14 protein-coding genes are annotated in these 16,977 nt (G+C 63.6%); 10 read left to right on the forward strand and 4 right to left on the reverse strand.

Annotated elements, in window-relative coordinates; genetic code table 11:
* Positions 1–25: 25 nt before the first annotated feature.
* From BDK63_RS12170 to BDK63_RS12185, 4 genes are all read right to left on the reverse strand, one after another.
* Entirely contained in the window at positions 26–754 is a 729-nt protein-coding gene (locus BDK63_RS12170) for a tyrosine-type recombinase/integrase (RefSeq protein ID WP_221202604.1), read from the reverse strand.
* Between the two features lie 712 nt (positions 755–1,466).
* Positions 1,467–2,270, reverse strand: a complete 804-nt coding sequence (gene iolB, locus BDK63_RS12175; RefSeq protein WP_183332328.1) for a 5-deoxy-glucuronate isomerase — start codon at positions 2,268–2,270, stop codon at positions 1,467–1,469.
* A gap of 17 nt (positions 2,271–2,287) precedes the next feature.
* Complete coding sequence (gene iolG, locus BDK63_RS12180; protein ID WP_183332330.1) at positions 2,288–3,283, reverse strand: inositol 2-dehydrogenase; 996 nt, start codon at positions 3,281–3,283, stop codon at positions 2,288–2,290.
* Positions 3,284–3,316: 33 nt separating this feature from the next.
* Entirely contained in the window at positions 3,317–4,180 is an 864-nt protein-coding gene (locus BDK63_RS12185) for a MurR/RpiR family transcriptional regulator (protein WP_183332332.1), read from the reverse strand.
* 185 nt (positions 4,181–4,365) lie between these two features.
* Here BDK63_RS12185 and BDK63_RS12190 point away from each other — a divergent pair, with 185 nt between their 5' ends.
* The 10 genes from BDK63_RS12190 to BDK63_RS12235 all read left to right on the forward strand — a co-directional run bounded on the left by BDK63_RS12190 (position 4,366) and on the right by BDK63_RS12235 (position 16,957).
* On the forward strand, positions 4,366–5,328 hold the full coding sequence (locus BDK63_RS12190; protein WP_246386071.1) for a sugar ABC transporter substrate-binding protein: 963 nt from the start codon (positions 4,366–4,368) through the stop codon (positions 5,326–5,328).
* Positions 5,329–5,378: 50 nt separating this feature from the next.
* Positions 5,379–6,506: an ABC transporter permease gene (locus tag BDK63_RS12195; protein WP_183332334.1), complete on the forward strand. Its 1,128-nt coding sequence runs from the start codon at positions 5,379–5,381 to the stop codon at positions 6,504–6,506.
* A 1-nt stretch (position 6,507) separates the two neighbouring features.
* Positions 6,508–7,368: an ATP-binding cassette domain-containing protein gene (locus BDK63_RS12200; protein WP_183332336.1), complete on the forward strand. Its 861-nt coding sequence runs from the start codon at positions 6,508–6,510 to the stop codon at positions 7,366–7,368.
* A gap of 64 nt (positions 7,369–7,432) precedes the next feature.
* A complete protein-coding gene (locus BDK63_RS12205) occupies positions 7,433–8,260 on the forward strand; it encodes a TIM barrel protein (RefSeq protein WP_246386074.1) in 828 nt (275 codons plus the stop codon).
* Positions 8,261–8,349: 89 nt separating this feature from the next.
* Positions 8,350–10,296, forward strand: coding sequence for a bifunctional 5-dehydro-2-deoxygluconokinase/5-dehydro-2-deoxyphosphogluconate aldolase (locus BDK63_RS12210; protein ID WP_183332338.1), 1,947 nt, complete (start codon positions 8,350–8,352; stop codon positions 10,294–10,296).
* A 1-nt stretch (position 10,297) separates the two neighbouring features.
* Positions 10,298–12,145 (forward strand): 3D-(3,5/4)-trihydroxycyclohexane-1,2-dione acylhydrolase (decyclizing), encoded by a 1,848-nt coding sequence (gene iolD / locus BDK63_RS12215; protein ID WP_183332341.1) that lies wholly within the window; start codon positions 10,298–10,300, stop codon positions 12,143–12,145.
* A gap of 79 nt (positions 12,146–12,224) precedes the next feature.
* Positions 12,225–13,127 carry a myo-inosose-2 dehydratase gene (iolE, locus tag BDK63_RS12220; protein WP_183332343.1) on the forward strand — a complete coding sequence of 301 codons (903 nt, stop codon included), beginning with the start codon at positions 12,225–12,227 and terminating at the stop codon, positions 13,125–13,127.
* Between the two features lie 35 nt (positions 13,128–13,162).
* On the forward strand, positions 13,163–14,665 hold the full coding sequence (locus tag BDK63_RS12225; RefSeq protein WP_183332345.1) for a CoA-acylating methylmalonate-semialdehyde dehydrogenase: 1,503 nt from the start codon (positions 13,163–13,165) through the stop codon (positions 14,663–14,665).
* 74 nt (positions 14,666–14,739) lie between these two features.
* Complete coding sequence (locus BDK63_RS12230) at positions 14,740–15,864, forward strand: Gfo/Idh/MocA family protein (RefSeq protein WP_183332347.1); 1,125 nt, start codon at positions 14,740–14,742, stop codon at positions 15,862–15,864.
* Positions 15,865–16,123: 259 nt separating this feature from the next.
* Positions 16,124–16,957 carry a DUF6544 family protein gene (locus tag BDK63_RS12235; protein ID WP_183332349.1) on the forward strand — a complete coding sequence of 278 codons (834 nt, stop codon included), beginning with the start codon at positions 16,124–16,126 and terminating at the stop codon, positions 16,955–16,957.
* The last annotated feature ends 20 nt before the right edge of the window (positions 16,958–16,977 follow it).

Genomic DNA, 16,977 nt, shown 5'->3' on the forward strand with positions numbered 1-16,977 from the left:
AGCTACCGGCTGAAGCAGAAGACGCTCAGCTGACGATCACGGGTGGGTCAATTTTGTTGACCGCTGGTGGGTCAGTTCTGATGGCCATTGACAGCTTCGCCAACATCGTATCAAGGTGGCCTTTCCAGCGGGCCGGGTTCTCTCCCTCGCGGTACTTCCTTGCGGTCGCCCAATCCAGAATGACCTCCATCCGCTGACGCACCCGGGTCGCGGTTTCGGTCTTGGTGGTCCAGATCGGTTCGAGGACGGCCAAAATGTGCGGCGTGTCGATGTCGCTGAGGCGGACTTCTCCCAGCTTGGGGGAAGCGTATGTCTTGAGCGTGTTCTCCCACTGCTGGCGATGCTTTGCGTTCTTCCACTCGCTTTCTTTCGCCGCGATGTACTGGGTGGCGGCTTCCTCGAAGGTGATTGATCGGGCCTGCTCAGCGGCCAGGGCGCTTCGCTGGGCCTTGCGGTGTTCAACCGGATCGATGCCTTGGGTAAGTTGGTCGCGTATCTCTCGGGCCTTCTCTCGGGCCAGCTTCAGCGTCACCGTCGGATACCCGCCCAAGCCGACCTCACGGCGCTTCTGCTTGCTTCCAGGTGGCCCTGGGACGGTGTATCGCAGCAGCCATGACTTGCCGCCCGCCGGGGTGACTTGGAGACTGAGGCCGGAGACGCCCCCGACCGGATAGCTCACGGGGAGGCGCTGGCCGGGCTTCGGCCCCAGTCGCTTCACCGCAAGGTCTGTGAGTTCCTTCGCTACTCGTGGCATGATATACCCGCCTTCTTACCCGCCTAAAATTTTACTATCTTAGACGATCTCGTAAGACGACGCTAGACGGTAGATGCCAGCAAGGTATTGATGTTACTTGGCTTTCCGCTACGTTCCGCGATGGAATAAGACGCTAACACCGGGGACTCCCCCTCCGCCACGAATATCGAAGAAGCCGCTGATTTCAGCGGCTTTTTCTTTGCCTGGAAAATGGCAGTCCCCCAACTGGTCCCCCAAATGATTTTGCACTGGGGAGCGTTTCATCCAGTCCCCCCATAGCCACTGATTATCCTCACGTCCCACGTCCCACGTCCCACGTCCCACGTCCCACGTCCCACGTCCCACGTCCTCACGTCGCAGACGGCAATCCGCTCGGCCAGGGTGGGGCGCGCCTGTTGTTCAGTCGAGCTACTATCTGGCCTCCTTCTGGCCTCCTTATCGATCTGCAGGAACTGGCGTGCACGGCGCCAACGGCTGTCTATGCAGCCCGAACACGCCCGCTCTCCAAGCCAACCCGGATAGAAGCCTGGCCAGCATCCCCCGCCTGGCTTTGCTGAGGGTCACCTCGTTAAGTGCAATACCTGAACGGGGTGTCCACTGCTGCCGGGCAAGATCAGTAAACGCGGTGGGTTGACGGAAAAAACCCCGCCGAAGCGGGGCGAAGAGACGTCAGGTCGGAGAGACTGAGGCTGACGTTGCGGGTGTCACCCGCTCACTGCTTGGCGATCCATTCGTGGGCCGGGTCGTTCTGAAACTTCCAGGCACGCTTGGGGCCGGCCATCACATTGAGGTAGTAGAGGTCGTAGCCGTGGGCGGCACCCACTGGATGGTAGCCGCGGGGTACCATCACGCAGCAGCCGTTCTCCACCGCCATGGTCTCGTCCAGGGAACGGTCATCGGTGTAGACCCGCTGGAAGGCGAAACCCTGGGAAGGGTTCATGCGGTGGTAGTAGGTCTCCTCGAGGATCGACTCCTCGGGCAGGTTGTCCACGTCGTGCTTGTGAGGCGGGTAGCTGGACCAGTTGCCGGCCGGAGTGTAGACCTCCACCACCAAGAGGCTGTCCGCCGGCTCGGTCTCCGGGAGGATGTCCTGGATGTGGCGGGTATTGGTGCCACTGCCGCGGGTGCTGCGCTTGACCTGGTCCGGGGTGATCAGGCGTGGCGCATGATTGCCGTGGCCGGGAGCGCTGCACACCGCCAGTTCCATGTCGGTAGTGGCCTCGACGCTGTAGGTCACGCCATTCGGCAGATAGACGGCATAGGGCGGGATCTTCTCGAAGATGTCCTGGCGCTCACCGATGTCTTCCCAGCGGTGAGCGCCGCTGGTCACGGTGGCGCGACCGGTGAGCAGTACCAGGCAGTGCTCGCGACCCTCGGTGTTGTCCTCGAGGCGCTGTCCCTTCGCCAGCTTATGGACGCGGAAGCCGACATGCTCCCAGCCTGCGGACTCGGGGGTGACTTCCAGTACCTTGCCTTGGGCATCGGGTTCGTGGGGTCGAACCAGTAGTGAGGTCATGGGGTCTCCTGTGGCGTTCAGTGAATGTGGTCAAGGGAGATGCGGCGGCCTTCCTTAAGCGAGCGCTCGGCGGCCTCGGCCAGGCGAAGAGCCTCCAGGCCGTCACTGGCGCCCGCCAACGGAGCTCGCTGTGCCTGCCAGGCCTCGACGAAGTCACCTATCTCTCGGCTATAGGCCTCAGCGTAGCGTTCCAGGAAGAACCACTTGGGCTTTTCCTCCACCTGGCCCGGCTCGCCGGTGAAGCGCAGGCGAGTCTCGCTCTCGTTCTGGGCCTGCAGCATGCCCTTGCTGCCGAAGGCCTCGATGCGCTGATCGTAGCCGTAGCAGGCCCGGCGGGAGTTGCCGATATGGCAAAGCCGGCCGCTGGCGGTAGTGAGGATCACCATAGCGGTGTCCACGTCGCCGGCCTTGCCGATGGCGGGATCGATCAGGCAGCTGCCTGCGGCCTGGACATGGGTGATCGGCTCGTCAAGCAGCCAGCGGGCCATATCGAAGTCGTGGATCGTCATGTCGCGGAACAGGCCTCCGGATGCGCCGACATACTCCGCCGGGGGCGGTGTCGGGTCACGGCTGATGATGGTCAACGTCTCGAGATCGCCGATGCGGCCTTCCACCAGAGCCTGTTTTAGGGCGGCGAACTGGGGGTCGTGGCGGCGGTTGAAACCCAGTGCACAGGTCACCGGGTGGGCAGCCAGCACCTGGAGGGCGTCGCGGGTGCGCGCCAGGTCCAGGGCGATGGGCTTCTCGCAAAGGATCGCTTTGCCTGCTCGAGCGGCTTGTTCCAGGTAGTCGGCGTGCGTCGGGGTGCTGGAGGCGATCAGTACGGCGTCTATGGTGTCATCCGCGAAGATGGCCTCGGCACTCAGGGCCTGGCTGCCATATTGGGTGGCCAGTGCTTCGGCGGCCGAAGCGTGGTAGTCGGTGATGGCGGCCAAGCTCGCTTCAGGGTGGCTGGCGATGGCCTGGGCATGCACCTGGCCGATGCGTCCGGCGCCGATTAGGGCGATTTTCATGTGAACTCCTCTTGTTTGTTGTTGGTGAAGGCGTCAGCCGTGCTCCGTATCCGGATCTTGCGCCTTGCGGTCTTTTGCCTTGTCCTGGCGCACGCCCAGTGCAATGGCCAGGGTCTGGGCAAGGCACAGCGAGGCGGTAAGCCCTCGGAAGCTTTTGACTTCGGCTTCATGAACGACGAGCACCACATCGGCCAGCCGGGCGAGCGGGCTCAGGCTGGAGTCAGTGATCACCACCAGGGGTAGCTCGCGCTGCCTGGCGGCCTCAGCCACCTGGCGACTCTCCTCGGCATAGGGGGAGAAACTGACAACCAACAGCGCATCGTCGTCGCTGATAGCCCGCACTTGCTCGCCATACATCCCCCCCAGGCCGTTGACCAGGAAGGCGCGTTTGTCGATGTGGTGCAGCGCATAGGTCATGTAGCTTGCCACCACGAAACTGCGCCGGGCGCCCATCACGTGCACTGCCTGGGACCGCTCGAAGATATCCAGTGCCTGCTCCAGATGGCGCGGGTCGATGCGGCCCGGCAGCTGCTCGAGTACCTCACGATTGGCATCGGCGAACTCCCACAGCAGCTGAGTGCTGTCGGGGGTTTCGCCGGTGGCGCTACGCACGGCGCGAATCCGTTCGGTGTAGTTGGGCAGCTCGTCCACCAGCCGAGAGCGGAACAGCTGCTGCATCTCCGAGAAGCCCTTGAAGCCGAAGCTGTTGGCAAAGCGGATCAGGGTAGAGGGTGTCACCCCGGCCTGCTCGGCCAGCTTGGCCACGGTGGCGAAGGCGACCTCCTGAGGGTGATCGAGCATGAACCTGGCGGTCTGCTGCAGACGTCGACTCAGTGACGGGTACTCCGCCGCGATGAGCCTTTCAAGCTCGTTGAAGTCCTGGGGCGTCGTGTTCATCTGTCGTTCTTCCCTGTCATCGCCATGCTTGGCGTTGACTCTGGATCGAGTACGTGGAGGCAGTCTAGTCCGTTTGGAATAAAAATTCCATCAATACCAAAGTATAGAACATACGGTTTGATTTTTAGGGTGTATGGAATCTATATTTCATTCGTCGCTGCGCTTCATGCAATCAGCACCACACAATGACAACCAAAGAGGACATCGCCATGGCTCGTCTATCTCAATGGCTACTCGCTTCCACGGCCGCCGCCGCCATGATGGCCGGATCCGCCCAGGCTCAAGAGCCCAACCGCTTCATTATGGTGACCCACGGCGTTCCCTCCGACCCTTTCTGGTCAGTGGTCAAGAATGGCGCCGATGAGGCCGCAGAGCAGGTGGGGGCGCGCCTGGAGTATCGTGCTCCCTCCACCTTCGACATGGCTCGCATGCAGCAGTTGGTGGATGCGGCCATCGCGTCCAGCCCCGATGGGCTGATCCTCTCTTTTACCGATGAAGATGCCCTGGGCAGCGTTGTGCAACGTGCGACCGACAATGGCATCCCGGTCATCACCATCAACTCCGGTGGGGATGTTTCCGGTAATTACGGGGCCCGCCTGCATATCGGCCAAAGTGAATACGAAGCAGGGAGGCTCGCCGCTGAGCGTATGCAGGAGATGGGTGTCGAGAAGGGGGTATGCATTAACCACGAGCAGGGCAACCAGGGGCTCGACCAGCGCTGTGATGGCTTCGTCGATGGCTTCGACGGCAACGCCAGTCAGCTGGCAACGACATATGATCCGACGGGCATCCGTAGCGCCCTCATCGCTTATCTGAACCAGAACAGCGATGTTCGAGGCGTCCTTGCCCTGGGCGCGTTGTCTGCCGATCCGGTGGTGCGGGCCATTCGCGATCAGGGTGCTCTCGACATGTTCACTATCGGCACCTTCGACCTCTCCCCGAGCATTTTGCAGGCCGTCGAGGCGGGGGAGTTGGACTTCGCCATCGACCAGCAACAGTACCTGCAGGGCTATCTGCCGGTGATGTTCCTCGATCAGTACGCTCGCCATGGCCTGCTCCCGGCGGGAGATGTGGCGACGGGCCCTGGGTTCGTGACCCAAGACAATGCCGCCCAGGTCATCGAGTTGAGCAAACAAGGCATCCGCTGATCGTCTGCCTATAACAATGGCCCGGCATCGCCGGGCCCTGGAGCCGCATTATGAAGCCTAATCAAGAACCCACCCCAGCTGCTGCACCGGAGGCTCAGGACGAGCGCTTGCAGGCGATACCACTTTGGAAGAAGGCCCTCAGCCGGCCAGAGCTTGGGGCCTTGGCCGGCGCTGTGCTGGTCCTCTCCTTCTTTATCGTCGCCGCCAGTGGCACCGGTATGTTCTCGCCGGCGGGTATCATCAACGTCCTCCAGGTGGCCGCCCAGCTGGGCATCATTGCTACCGCTGCGGCATTGCTGATGATCGGCGGCGAGTTCGACCTCTCCATTGGTTCCATGATCGGCCTGGCCGGCATCCTGATCGCCATCCCGGCGGTGGAGTACGGCTGGCCGCTGTGGGCCGCCATCCTGTTGGCCTTCTCCTGTGCAGCCTTGGTGGGTTGGATCAATGGCAATCTGGTTAACAAGACGGGCTTGCCCTCCTTTATCGTCACCCTGGGATTCCTGTTCATCCTGCGCGGCCTGGCCATTGGAATCAGCCGCCTGCTGACCGGGCGTACACAGGTTGGCGGCGTACATGAGCATGTCCCTGGTGACTGGTTCGCGGCCCTGTTCTCCGGCGAGGTGGCCACGGGGCTGTTCGCCTGGATGGCGTCGCAGGGTTGGATTGCCACCAACTTTGCCGGTAATCCGGTGGTGACTGGCATCCCGGTCTCTATTGTCTGGTGGCTCGGCCTCACGGCTGTGGCGACCTGGGTTCTGCTCTGCACCCCCTACGGCAACTGGATTTTCGCCAGTGGTGGCGACAAGAATGCTGCCCGCAACTCCGGCGTCCCGGTCCACCGGGTCAAGATCTCGCTGTTCATCTTCACTGCCTTCTCCGCAACCATCTTTGCCTGCATCCAGGTGATGGATACCGGCTCGGCGGACACCATCCGCGGCCTGCTCAAGGAGCTGGAAGCGATTATTGCGGTGGTCATCGGGGGGGCACTGCTCACCGGGGGCTATGGCTCCGCTATCGGTGCAGCGCTCGGTGCCCTGATCTTCGGCATGGTACAGATGGGCATCTTCTATACCGGCGTCAACACTGACTGGTTCCAGGTCTTCCTCGGCGTAATGCTTCTGGTTGCCGTGCTCTTCAACAATTTCATGCGCAAGAAGGCGATGGAGGCCAAGTGATATGAGCGAACGTACTCCCATGATCGAGATGCGTAGCGTCAGCAAGCACTTCGGCAGCGTCATCGCCCTTAGCGACATCTCGATGAAAGTGTGTTCCGGCGAGGTCATGTGCCTGCTGGGTGACAACGGTGCCGGCAAGTCGACCCTGATCAAGACCCTGTCGGGTGTGCATAGTCCGTCCCAAGGCGAGATGTACCTTGATGGCAAGCCCGTCCACTTCAAGTCCCCTGCCTATGCACTGGACGCCGGTATCGCCACTGTGTTTCAGGATCTGGCGATGATACCGCTGATGTCCATTACCCGTAACTTCTTCATGGGTCGTGAGCCCACCGTGGGCTGGGGCCCCTTCAAGCGTATCGACTGGAAGTATGCCGATCGGGTTGCCAAGGAAGAGATGGCCAAGATCGGTATCGATGTGCGCGACCCCAGCCAGGCGGTGGGCACCCTTTCGGGTGGCGAGCGCCAGTGCGTGGCCATCGCCCGTGCGGTCTATTTCGGTGCCAAGGTGTTGATTCTGGATGAGCCCACCTCGGCGCTAGGCGTCAAGCAGGCTTCGGTGGTGCTGCGCTATATCGCCAAGGCGAAGGCCGACGGCCTGGCAGTTATCTTCATTACTCACAACGTCCATCACGCCTACCCAGTGGCCGATGCCTTCACCCTGCTGTCGCGTGGCGGGAGTCTCGGTACCTTCCGCAAGGCAGACATCACCCGTGAAGAGGTGCTGAACATGATGGCCGGTGGCGCTGAGCTGGAGAGTCTCGACGCCGAGCTGGCCGAGTTCCAGCGCAGCGACACGGAGAGGAAGGCCAGCCGTGAAAGCGCCGTGTCTCGGAAGGAAACATCGAGCGCCTCGGGCAAATGATTTAAGCAAACGTGGCGCCTCATACCAGCGGGCGAGAAAGACCGAGCCCGGTTTGCGCAGGCGGATGACGAAACCCTTTCACGGAGTTCTGGCAATGAATCAACGATCAGGGTCTTCCCCCTTCACCCTGGCGGTCTGCGCCGAGATGGTTTTCCGCGACCTGCCGATCATCGAGCGGGTCAGGCGGATCGATGCCCTGGGCTTCCAGGTGGAGATCTGGGACTGGACGAAGCATGACATCCGGGCCCTGGCAGACACCGGTGCGACCTTTTCCTCCATGACCGGGTACATCGACGGCACCCTGGCCGACCCGGAGGGCGCCGAACGGCTGGTTGAGACGGCGCGGGAATCGATTGCCGTGGCCACGTCGCTCGGGATTCCGCGGCTCAACCTGCATGGCACGGGTCTGGATGGGCAGGGACTTCCGGTGAAGCCGGGAGCCGAGATGACCGGGCCCATGTGGATTCAGGCGGCGGACACCCTGAGGCGTCTGGCCGATCTAGGGCAGCAGCATGGGGTCACCTTCGTGCTCGAGAATCTGAATGCCGCCGTCGACCACCCTAGGGTGCCCTTCGCACGTGCCGAGGACGTGCTGGCGCTGGTGGCCAGTGTGGATCGTCCGGAGGTGCGCATCATGCTCGACCTCTACCACGCCCAGATCGGCGAGGGAAACCTGGTCGAGCTGGTACGACGCTGCGCGCCGTATATCGGCGAGGTCCAGGTGGCTGATGTTCCCGGCCGTTGCGAACCCGGCACTGGCGAGATTCATTACCCGGCCATCGCTCGAGCGCTTGTCGAGATCGGCTATAGCGGCACCGTTGGCCTGGAGGCCTGGGCTTCAGGTGATGGCGAGCTGGCCCTGCAGCGCTTCAGAGACGCCTTTACCCTTTGAATGACTTGCGTCGTGGTTCCCACATGGAGGTCAGCCAGGCTGCTGGCCACCGATCAGGTGCAATACGACATGCGACGCGGAGAGAGACTATGCAAGATATAAACACCGACGACCGACCCCTGGACCTGATCTGCCTGGGTCGCGTCGCCGTCGACCTCTATGCGGAGCAGATCGGCAGCCACCTGGAAGATGTGGCCAGTTTCGCCAAATATCTGGGCGGCAGCTCCGGCAACATGGCCTACGGCACCGCGCGCCTGGGGCTCAAGTCCGCCATGCTGTCGCGGGTCGGCAACGAGCAGATGGGTCACTTTGTGCGAGACGAACTGCAGCGGGCCGGTGTTGATACCTCGGCCCTGCAGACCGATCCGGAGCGTCATACTGGACTGGTGCTGCTGGCGCTCAAGGATCGCGACAGCTTCCCGCTGCTCTTCTATCGGCGCGACTGTGCCGACATGGCCATCGATGCCGATGCCATTGACCCGGCCTTCATTGGCCGGGCCCGTGCGTTGGCCATCACCGGCACTCACCTCTCTACGGAGACGACGCGCCGTGCCTGCCGCAAGGCGCTGGGCGCGGCCGCAGAGTACGGCGTCAAGCGGGTGCTCGACATCGATTACCGGCCGGTGCTCTGGGGCCTGACCACGCCGGGCGACGGTGAGACCCGCTTTATCGCCGATGAAACGGTCACTACCGATCTGCAGCAGTGGCTTGTTGATTTCGACCTGATTGTCGGCACCGAGGAGGAGTTCCATATCGCCGGCGGCAGCACCGATACCCTGGAGGCGCTGCGTGCGGTGCGCCGGGTCAGTGATGCCACTCTGGTATGCAAGCTCGGGCCCTTGGGTTGCGTGGTGATCGAAGATGAGATTCCCGAACGGCTCGAGGACGGCGTCCTGGTTCGGGGCGTCAAGGTCGAGGTGCTCAATGTGCTGGGTGCCGGCGATGCCTTCATGAGCGGACTCTTGCGAGGGTGGTTGCGCGACCAGGCGTGGGCTACTAGTGCTGCCTACGCCAACGCCTGTGGCGCCCTGGTGGTCTCACGCCACGGTTGCGCGCCGGCCATGCCCTCCGAGGAGGAGCTATTCGACTACCTGGCGCGCCGGGATCAGGTGCCACGCCCCGACAAGGACGAGCGCCTCAATCACTTGCATCGGGTCACCACGCGCACGCCGGTCGAATGGCCCGAGGTGTGCGGTCTGGCCTTCGATCACCGCCGCCAGCTCACCGATATGGCTCGCGAGGAGCATGCCGACCCCGAATGCTTGCCGACATTGAAACGGCTGCTAGTGCGGGCCGCCGAGGAAGGCGCCCGGCGCTGCGAGCTGGCCAGTCCGGCGATCCTGGTGGACGACGTACTCGGCCAGGATGCCCTGAACGAGGCCAGCGGTCGCGGTTGGTGGATAGGACGCCCGGTGGAGCTTCCGAGTTCGCGCCCGTTGCGTTTCCAGCACGGCGACGACTTGGGCAGCCGGCTACGCCACTGGCCTGCCGAGCACATCATCAAGTGCCTGGTGTTCTATCACCCGGATGACGCGCTGGCGCTGCGCCTGGAACAAGAAGCGCGCCTGCGCCAGCTCTATCACTCTGCCTGTGATAACGGTCTTGAGCTGCTGGTGGAGGTCATCCCCCCGGCCGGCATGCCGCAGGATGACACCACTCTGCCGCGCAGCCTGCAGCGTCTCTATAACCTGGGCATTCGCCCCGACTGGTGGAAGTTGCCGGCCATGTCCGATGCCGCCTGGCAGGCAGTGGGGCGGATCATCGATACCCAGGATCCGTACTGTCGTGGCGTGGTGCTGCTGGGCCTCGACGCGCCCATGGAAGAGATGAAGCGCGGCTTCGCTCCCGCCGCCCGGCAGTCGCACTGCAAGGGCTTCACCGTGGGCCGTACCCTTTTCGCTGCGGCAAGCCGCGAATGGCTGGGGGGGCGCATCGACGATGCCACCCTGGTGAGCCGCGTTGCCGACAACTATGCCGAATTGATCCAGGAGTGGCGGCGTCTGCGCAGTACCGCCCTCCAACTGGAGGAAGCCTGATATGCGAACCATCCGTCTCACCATGGCCCAGGCCCTGGTCAAGTACCTGGCGGCCCAGCGCATCGAATATCAGGGGCGTGAGCTCCCGCTGTTCGAGGGGGTGTTCGCCATCTTCGGTCACGGCAACGTGGCTGGACTGGGCGAGGCGCTCTATCACGCACAGGATGTTCTGCCTACCCTGCGTGCGCATAATGAGCAGACCATGGCCCATGCCGCCATCGCCTTTGCCAAGGCCAATGGCCGGCGTCGGCTGATGGCGGCCACCAGCTCGATCGGGCCGGGTGCGACCAACATGGTCACTGCTGCGGCCCTGGCCCATGCCAACCGCCTGCCGATCCTACTACTGCCCGGGGATACCTTCGCTACCCGCGAGCCCGACCCGGTGCTGCAGCAGGTAGAACACTTCGGCGATCCCAGCATCACGGTCAATGACTGCTTCCGGCCGGTGTCTCGCTTCTTCGATCGCATCACCCGTCCGGAGCAGCTGTTGACCAGTCTGCCCCAGGCTATTGCCACCTTGCTCGACCCCGAGCACTGTGGCCCCGCGACACTGGCGCTGCCCCAGGACGTCCAGACCTTCGCCTACGACTACCCAGAGGGATTCTTCACACCCCGTGTGCACCGCATCCGCCGTCCCCAGCCGGATCCTCGCGAGCTGGAGGAGGCCATTGCCGCTCTGGCCAGCGCCGAGCGGCCGTTGATCATCGCCGGAGGCGGTGTGCACTATGCCGATGCCTGTGAGCGCCTCGGTGAGTTTGCCCGGACGCACGGTGTGCCGGTCGCCGAGACCCAGGCCGGCAAGGGGGCACTCGCGGATGCCCATCCCGGTGCGGTGGGAGCCATCGGGGTCACTGGCAGCGCTGCTGCCAACCGGCTCGCCGAGCAGGCGGATGTCATTCTCGCGGTGGGCACTCGACTGCAGGACTTCACCACCGGCTCCCGGGCGCTCTTCGAACGCGATGATCTCTCCCTGGTGGCCCTCAACGTGGGACGCTTCGACAGTCAGAAGCACCACGCCCTGCCGCTGACAGGTGACGCTCTCGATGGCCTGGCCGCGCTGGATGCCGGCCTGGTCGGGTGGCGGGCCTCCGATGCCTGGCGTGAGCAGGTGGGTAGCCTCAAGCGCGAATGGGCCGAGGCCGTGGCGCGTGTCACCGCCGATGACGGGCGTGAGCTGCCCACCGACGCCCAGGTGATCGGTGCGGTCAACCGTCAGGCAGGGGAGGACAGCACCGTGGTCTGTGCAGCCGGCGGGCTTCCGGGTGAGCTGCACAAGCTCTGGCAGGCCTCCGGTCCGGGCAGCTACCACGTGGAGTACGGTTTTTCCTGCATGGGCTATGAAATTGCCGGGGGGCTGGGCGTCAAGATGGCCCACCCCGAGCGCGAGGTGTTCGTGATGGTGGGCGACGGCTCCTACCTGATGCACAACTCGGAGCTCGCCACCTCGGTGATGCTCGGCCACAAGCTGGTCGTGGTGGTGCTCGACAACCGCGGCTTCGGCTGCATCAACCGCCTGCAGCAGGCGACTGGCGGCGCCGGCTTCAATAACCTCCTCGAGGACTGTCGCACGGTGCCGGAAGGCGCTCCCAGGATGGATTTCGCTGCTCACGCCCGTTCCCTGGGCTGCCAGGCTGAGAGCGTGCGTGGCATCACCGAACTGGAGCTGGCGCTGGTCCGCGCTCGCCAGGCCAGCACGACCTACATCATCGCCCTGGACACTGACCCGCTGCCCAGCACCGCTGAGGGCGGTTCCTGGTGGGAGGTGGCGGTACCCGAGGTCTCTGAGCGCGACCAAGTACGCGAGGCCTATGAGGCCTATCGCGAGGCTAAACGGCGTCAGCATCGCTGAGCTGCGACAGCGCTCATCGACTCTCGCGTTCACTCATCTCATGGAGCGGGCCGGATGACCCGCTCCAAAGGAGCACGTCATGTCTACCGTACGCTTGGGGATCAATCCTCTGACCTGGACCAACGACGATTTGCCGAGCCTGGGGGTCGACACTCCGCTGGAGGTCTGCCTGGAAGAGGGGCGCGAGGCTGGCTTCGTTGGCTTCGAACTAGGCAACAAGTTTCCCCGCACCCCAGAGGCGCTTTCCAGGGTGCTGGGCAACTATGACCTGGATCTGGTTTCCGGCTGGTACTCCGCCCGGCTGCTGGAGCGCAGCCCCGAGGAAGAGATCGCCGCTGTTCAGGACCATCTCCACCTGCTCAAGGCCTGTGGCGCCAAGGTGATGGTGTTCTGCGAAGTGAGTCGCTGCATCCACGGCAACCAGGCGGTCCCGCTGTCCCGTCGCCCTCACCTCAGCGATGCCGACTGGAAGCGACTGACCGAGGGGCTCAACGTGGTTGGGGACTATCTCAAGGAGCAGGGCGTGCAGTTGGTCTATCACCACCACCTGGGCACCGTGGTGGAGAGCCAGGAGGATGTGGAGCGGATGCTCGACGGGACCCGCGACTCCGTCGGCCTGTTGCTCGACTTTGGTCACCTGCGCGGTGCAGGCGGCGATCCCCTGGCAGTGGCCCGGCGCTATGCCGCCCGGGTCAAGCATGTGCATTGCAAGGACCTGCGTTTTCCGGTCCTGCAGGAGCTTCGCAACCGCGACAAGAGCTTCCTGGATGGGGTGCTCGATGGCCTCTTTACCGTGCCGGGCGATGGCGATGTGGACTTCCTGCCGGCCTTGATCCATCTGCGTGAGGCCGGCTACCGAGGCTGGCTGGTGGTGGAGGCAGAGCAGGATCCCGAGGTTGCCCATCCTCTGACCTATGCCCGAATGGGCTATCGCAATCTGCGTGCACTGGCCGAACAGGCCGGCTTCAGCGTTGCCGACTGATTTTCCTGATCACCGACTTTTGAGAGCAGCTTTCCATGAACCAGATTCACCATTACCTCGATGGCCACGTTTTCCAAGGCGAGAGCGGCCGTTTCGCTCCCGTCTACAATCCCGCCACCGGCGAGCAGAGCGCCCAAGTCGCGCTGGCCTCTGCCGACGAGACCCGCGAGGCGGTGCGTGTCGCCCACGAGGCTTTCGCCACCTGGTCCAGGGTCTCGCCGCTCAAGCGCGCGCGCATCTTGTTCCGGTTCAAGGCATTGGTGGAGGAACACGCCGATGAGCTGGCGCGGCTGATCGCCAGCGAGCACGGCAAGGTGTTCTCCGACGCCAAGGGCGAGGTGACCCGCGGCCTCGAGGTGGTCGAGTTCGCCTGTGGCATTCCGCACCTGCAGAAGGGCGAACACTCCATGAACGTCGGCACCGGGGTGGACAGCTACTCCATGATGCAGCCACTGGGCGTCTGCGCCGGCATCTCGCCGTTCAACTTCCCGGCCATGGTACCGATGTGGATGTTCCCCATCGCACTGGCCTGCGGCAACACCTTCGTCATGAAGCCCTCCGAGAAGGACCCCTCCACGCCGATGCGCCTGGCCGAGCTGCTCCAGGAGGCCGGTCTGCCGGGCGGCGTCTTCAACGTGGTCAACGGTGACAAGGAGAGCGTGGATGTGCTGCTCACCGACGAGCGGGTCCAGGCGGTGAGCTTCGTTGGCTCCACGCCGATCGCCGAGTACATCTATGCCACCGCCTCGGCCCATGGCAAGCGAGTCCAGGCCCTGGGCGGCGCCAAGAACCATATGGTGATCATGCCCGATGCCGACCTCGACCAGGCCGTTGGGGCGCTGATGGGCGCCGCCTATGGCTCGGCCGGCGAGCGCTGCATGGCTATCTCCGTGGCCGTGCCGGTAGGCGAGGAGACCGCCGAGCGTCTGCGCGAGAAGCTGGTGGCTGAGCTCGAAAAGCTGCGCGTGGGCCCCGGGCTGGTGGATGGCCCCGACAACGACATGGGCCCGTTGGTCACCCGCGAGCACCTGGAGAAGGTTCGTAGCTATATCCAGACGGGAGTGGATGAGGGCGCCGAGCTGGTGATGGACGGCCGCAAGACACGCATCGAGGCCGCTGGTGATGGCTACTTCCTGGGTGGATCGCTGTTCGACCACGTCACGCCAGGGATGCGCATTCACACCGAGGAGATCTTTGGCCCGGTGCTGGCCATCGCCCGGGCGGCCAGCTTCGACGAGGCCGTGGCGATGATCAACGACCACGAGTACGGCAACGGCACCGCCATCTTCACCCGCGACGGCGACGCCGCCCGCCAGTTCTGCGAACAGATCCAGGTGGGGATGGTGGGCGTCAACGTGCCGATCCCGGTGCCCATGGCTTTCCACAGCTTCGGTGGCTGGAAGCGCTCTCTGTTTGGTCCGCTGCACATGCATGGTCCTGACGGCGTGCGCTTCTACACCCGCATGAAGACTATCACCCAGCGCTGGCCCAGCGGCATCCGCGAGGAGACCAACCACTTCACCATGCCGACGCTTTAACTTCCCTCAATGGCAGTTACGCCAGGGCGCCGGTCTTCAGGGCCGGCGCAGCTGAAGGTCTAAGGATACACAGCATGCAGCCGCTCAATATCGGCCTGATCGGCACCGGCTTCATGGGCAAGGCCCACGCCATCGCCCTCAAGGCCGCCCCCACCGTTTTCAATCTGCCCGCGATGCCGGTCTGCGATTTGCTCGCCGAGGTCGATGACGACCTGGCCGCGCGCAAGGCGCGGGAGCTTGGCTTTGCCCGCGCCACCGGCGACTGGAAGGCGCTGGTCACGGATCCACAGGTGGACGTGGTCGATATCTGTGCCCCCAACTTTCTGCATAAGGAGATGGCCCTAGCCGCCATCGCGGCGGACAAGCACGTCTATGCCGAGAAGCCCTTGGCGCTTTCCTCCGCCGACGCTCAGGAGATGGTGGAGGCCGCGGAAAGGGCCGGGGTCAAGACCCTGGTGGGCTTCAACTATATCCGTAACTCGGCCACCCAACTGGCCAGGGAAATTATCGCCAGTGGCGAGATTGGTGAGCTGATCCACTTCCGCGGTCGCCATAACGAAGACTATATGAGCGACCCCGCCAGACCTCTGGACTGGCATACCCAGCGAGTCACTGCGGGGGCCGGGGCCCTGGGGGACGTGGGCTCGCATATTCTGAACATGGCGGAATACCTTACCGGCCAGAGAATCAGCGAGGTATTCGGCCAACTGCAGACGGTGATACCCAGGCGACCTTTACCCGATGGCAGTGGTGGCATGGGAGAGGTCGAAAACGATGACCAGGCCCAGGCGTTGCTGCGCTTCGACGGTGGTCTGATCGGGAATATCGAGACCTCACGGGTAGCCACCGGCCGCAAGATGGGGCTGGCCTACACCATTACCGGCACCAAGGGCTCGATCATATTCGACCAGGAGCGCATGAGTGAGCTGCAGCTCTACAAGCAAGAAGGGCCTGAGGGGCGCCGCGGCTTCAGCATGCTGTTGGTCGGCCCGGAACATCCCGATTACGCTGCCTTCAGCCCCGCCCCCGGCCATGGCCTGGGCTACAACGACCAGAAGATCATCGAGATCCGCGACCTGGTGGAGGGTATTGTGGGTAATAAACCTCTTTATCCGGACTTCCATGAGGCTTGGCGGGTCAATCGCATGATCGATGCCATCGAGCTCTCACATGCCGAAGGCACTTGGATGAAAGTATGACAATCCGTTAACTCAGTAGTCACATCACAAAATGGCTAACTCGTCATCCGGGATCAATGGGTCCGGCAGGTTCCCGTCGCTTCCCTCCAGCCCGAAGGCGGCGCGGGGCGAAGTCCACTCCCGTCGCCGATCACCTCGCTCGCCGTCCGATGTAGTATGCTGTTAGGAAGTTCCTAACAGACTGTTTTGACAAAGGTTGTCGAGCTTCGTTGTTGGGCGTGACGCGGCGAGCCCGGCATCGGGGGAGAAGGCATCCGCAATGACGCTTGTTGTCGCAATTCTGGTCGGTGTTGTCCTCGGTGCCCTGGTCCTGATGCGGTTTCTGGACCGGCATGCGGACCGCGTGGAGTGGCGGAGGCTTGCGGCGCTCCAGCCCGGCGTGGCGAAGCGCTTCGAGCCCGAGATGATCGCCGACCTGCCCGAGCCGGCGCGCCGATATTTCGGCTATACGATGCGTCCCGGCACGCCGATTCTGCCGGTAGCCGAGATCGACATGCGCGGCCAGTTCAGTCTCGGCACCAAGCAGCAACCGAACTACCGGCCGATGGAGGCGCGCCAGATCCTGGCCGCTCCGAATGGCTTCGTCTGGGCCATGCGCACGCGTGGCGGGATGCCCTTATCGGGATCGGACTCCGGCGGATGGACACGATTCCGGATCTTCGGGCTGATCCCGGTCGCAAGGCCCGGCGGCGATCCCGATCACACCCGCTCGGCCTTCGGGCGATACGTGGCCGAGTCGCTCTTCTGGGCACCCGCAGCACTGTTGCCGGGGCCGGGCGTCACCTGGCAACCCGTGGCCGAGAATACGGCCCGCGTCACCGTCCGGCACGGTGAGCTGGAACAGGCGGTGGATGTCACCGTCGATGCAGCGGGGCGGCCCGTCGAGGTCTCCTTCCAGCGCTGGAGCAACGCCAACCCCGACAAGGTGCATCGGCTGCAGCCCTTCGGCGGATACCTGTCCGATTTTCGCGAGGTGGGCGGCTACCGCCTGCCGTTCCGGGTCGAGGCGGGCAACATGTTCGGGAGCGAGGATTATTTTCCGTTCTTCCTCGTGGATGTCACCGATATCCGGTTTCCGGGGATGCCGCCATGACGGCCCTGATCCTCGCCGAT

Source organism: Halomonas campaniensis (assembly GCF_014193375.1).
GTDB classification, from domain to species: domain Bacteria; phylum Pseudomonadota; class Gammaproteobacteria; order Pseudomonadales; family Halomonadaceae; genus Halomonas; species Halomonas campaniensis.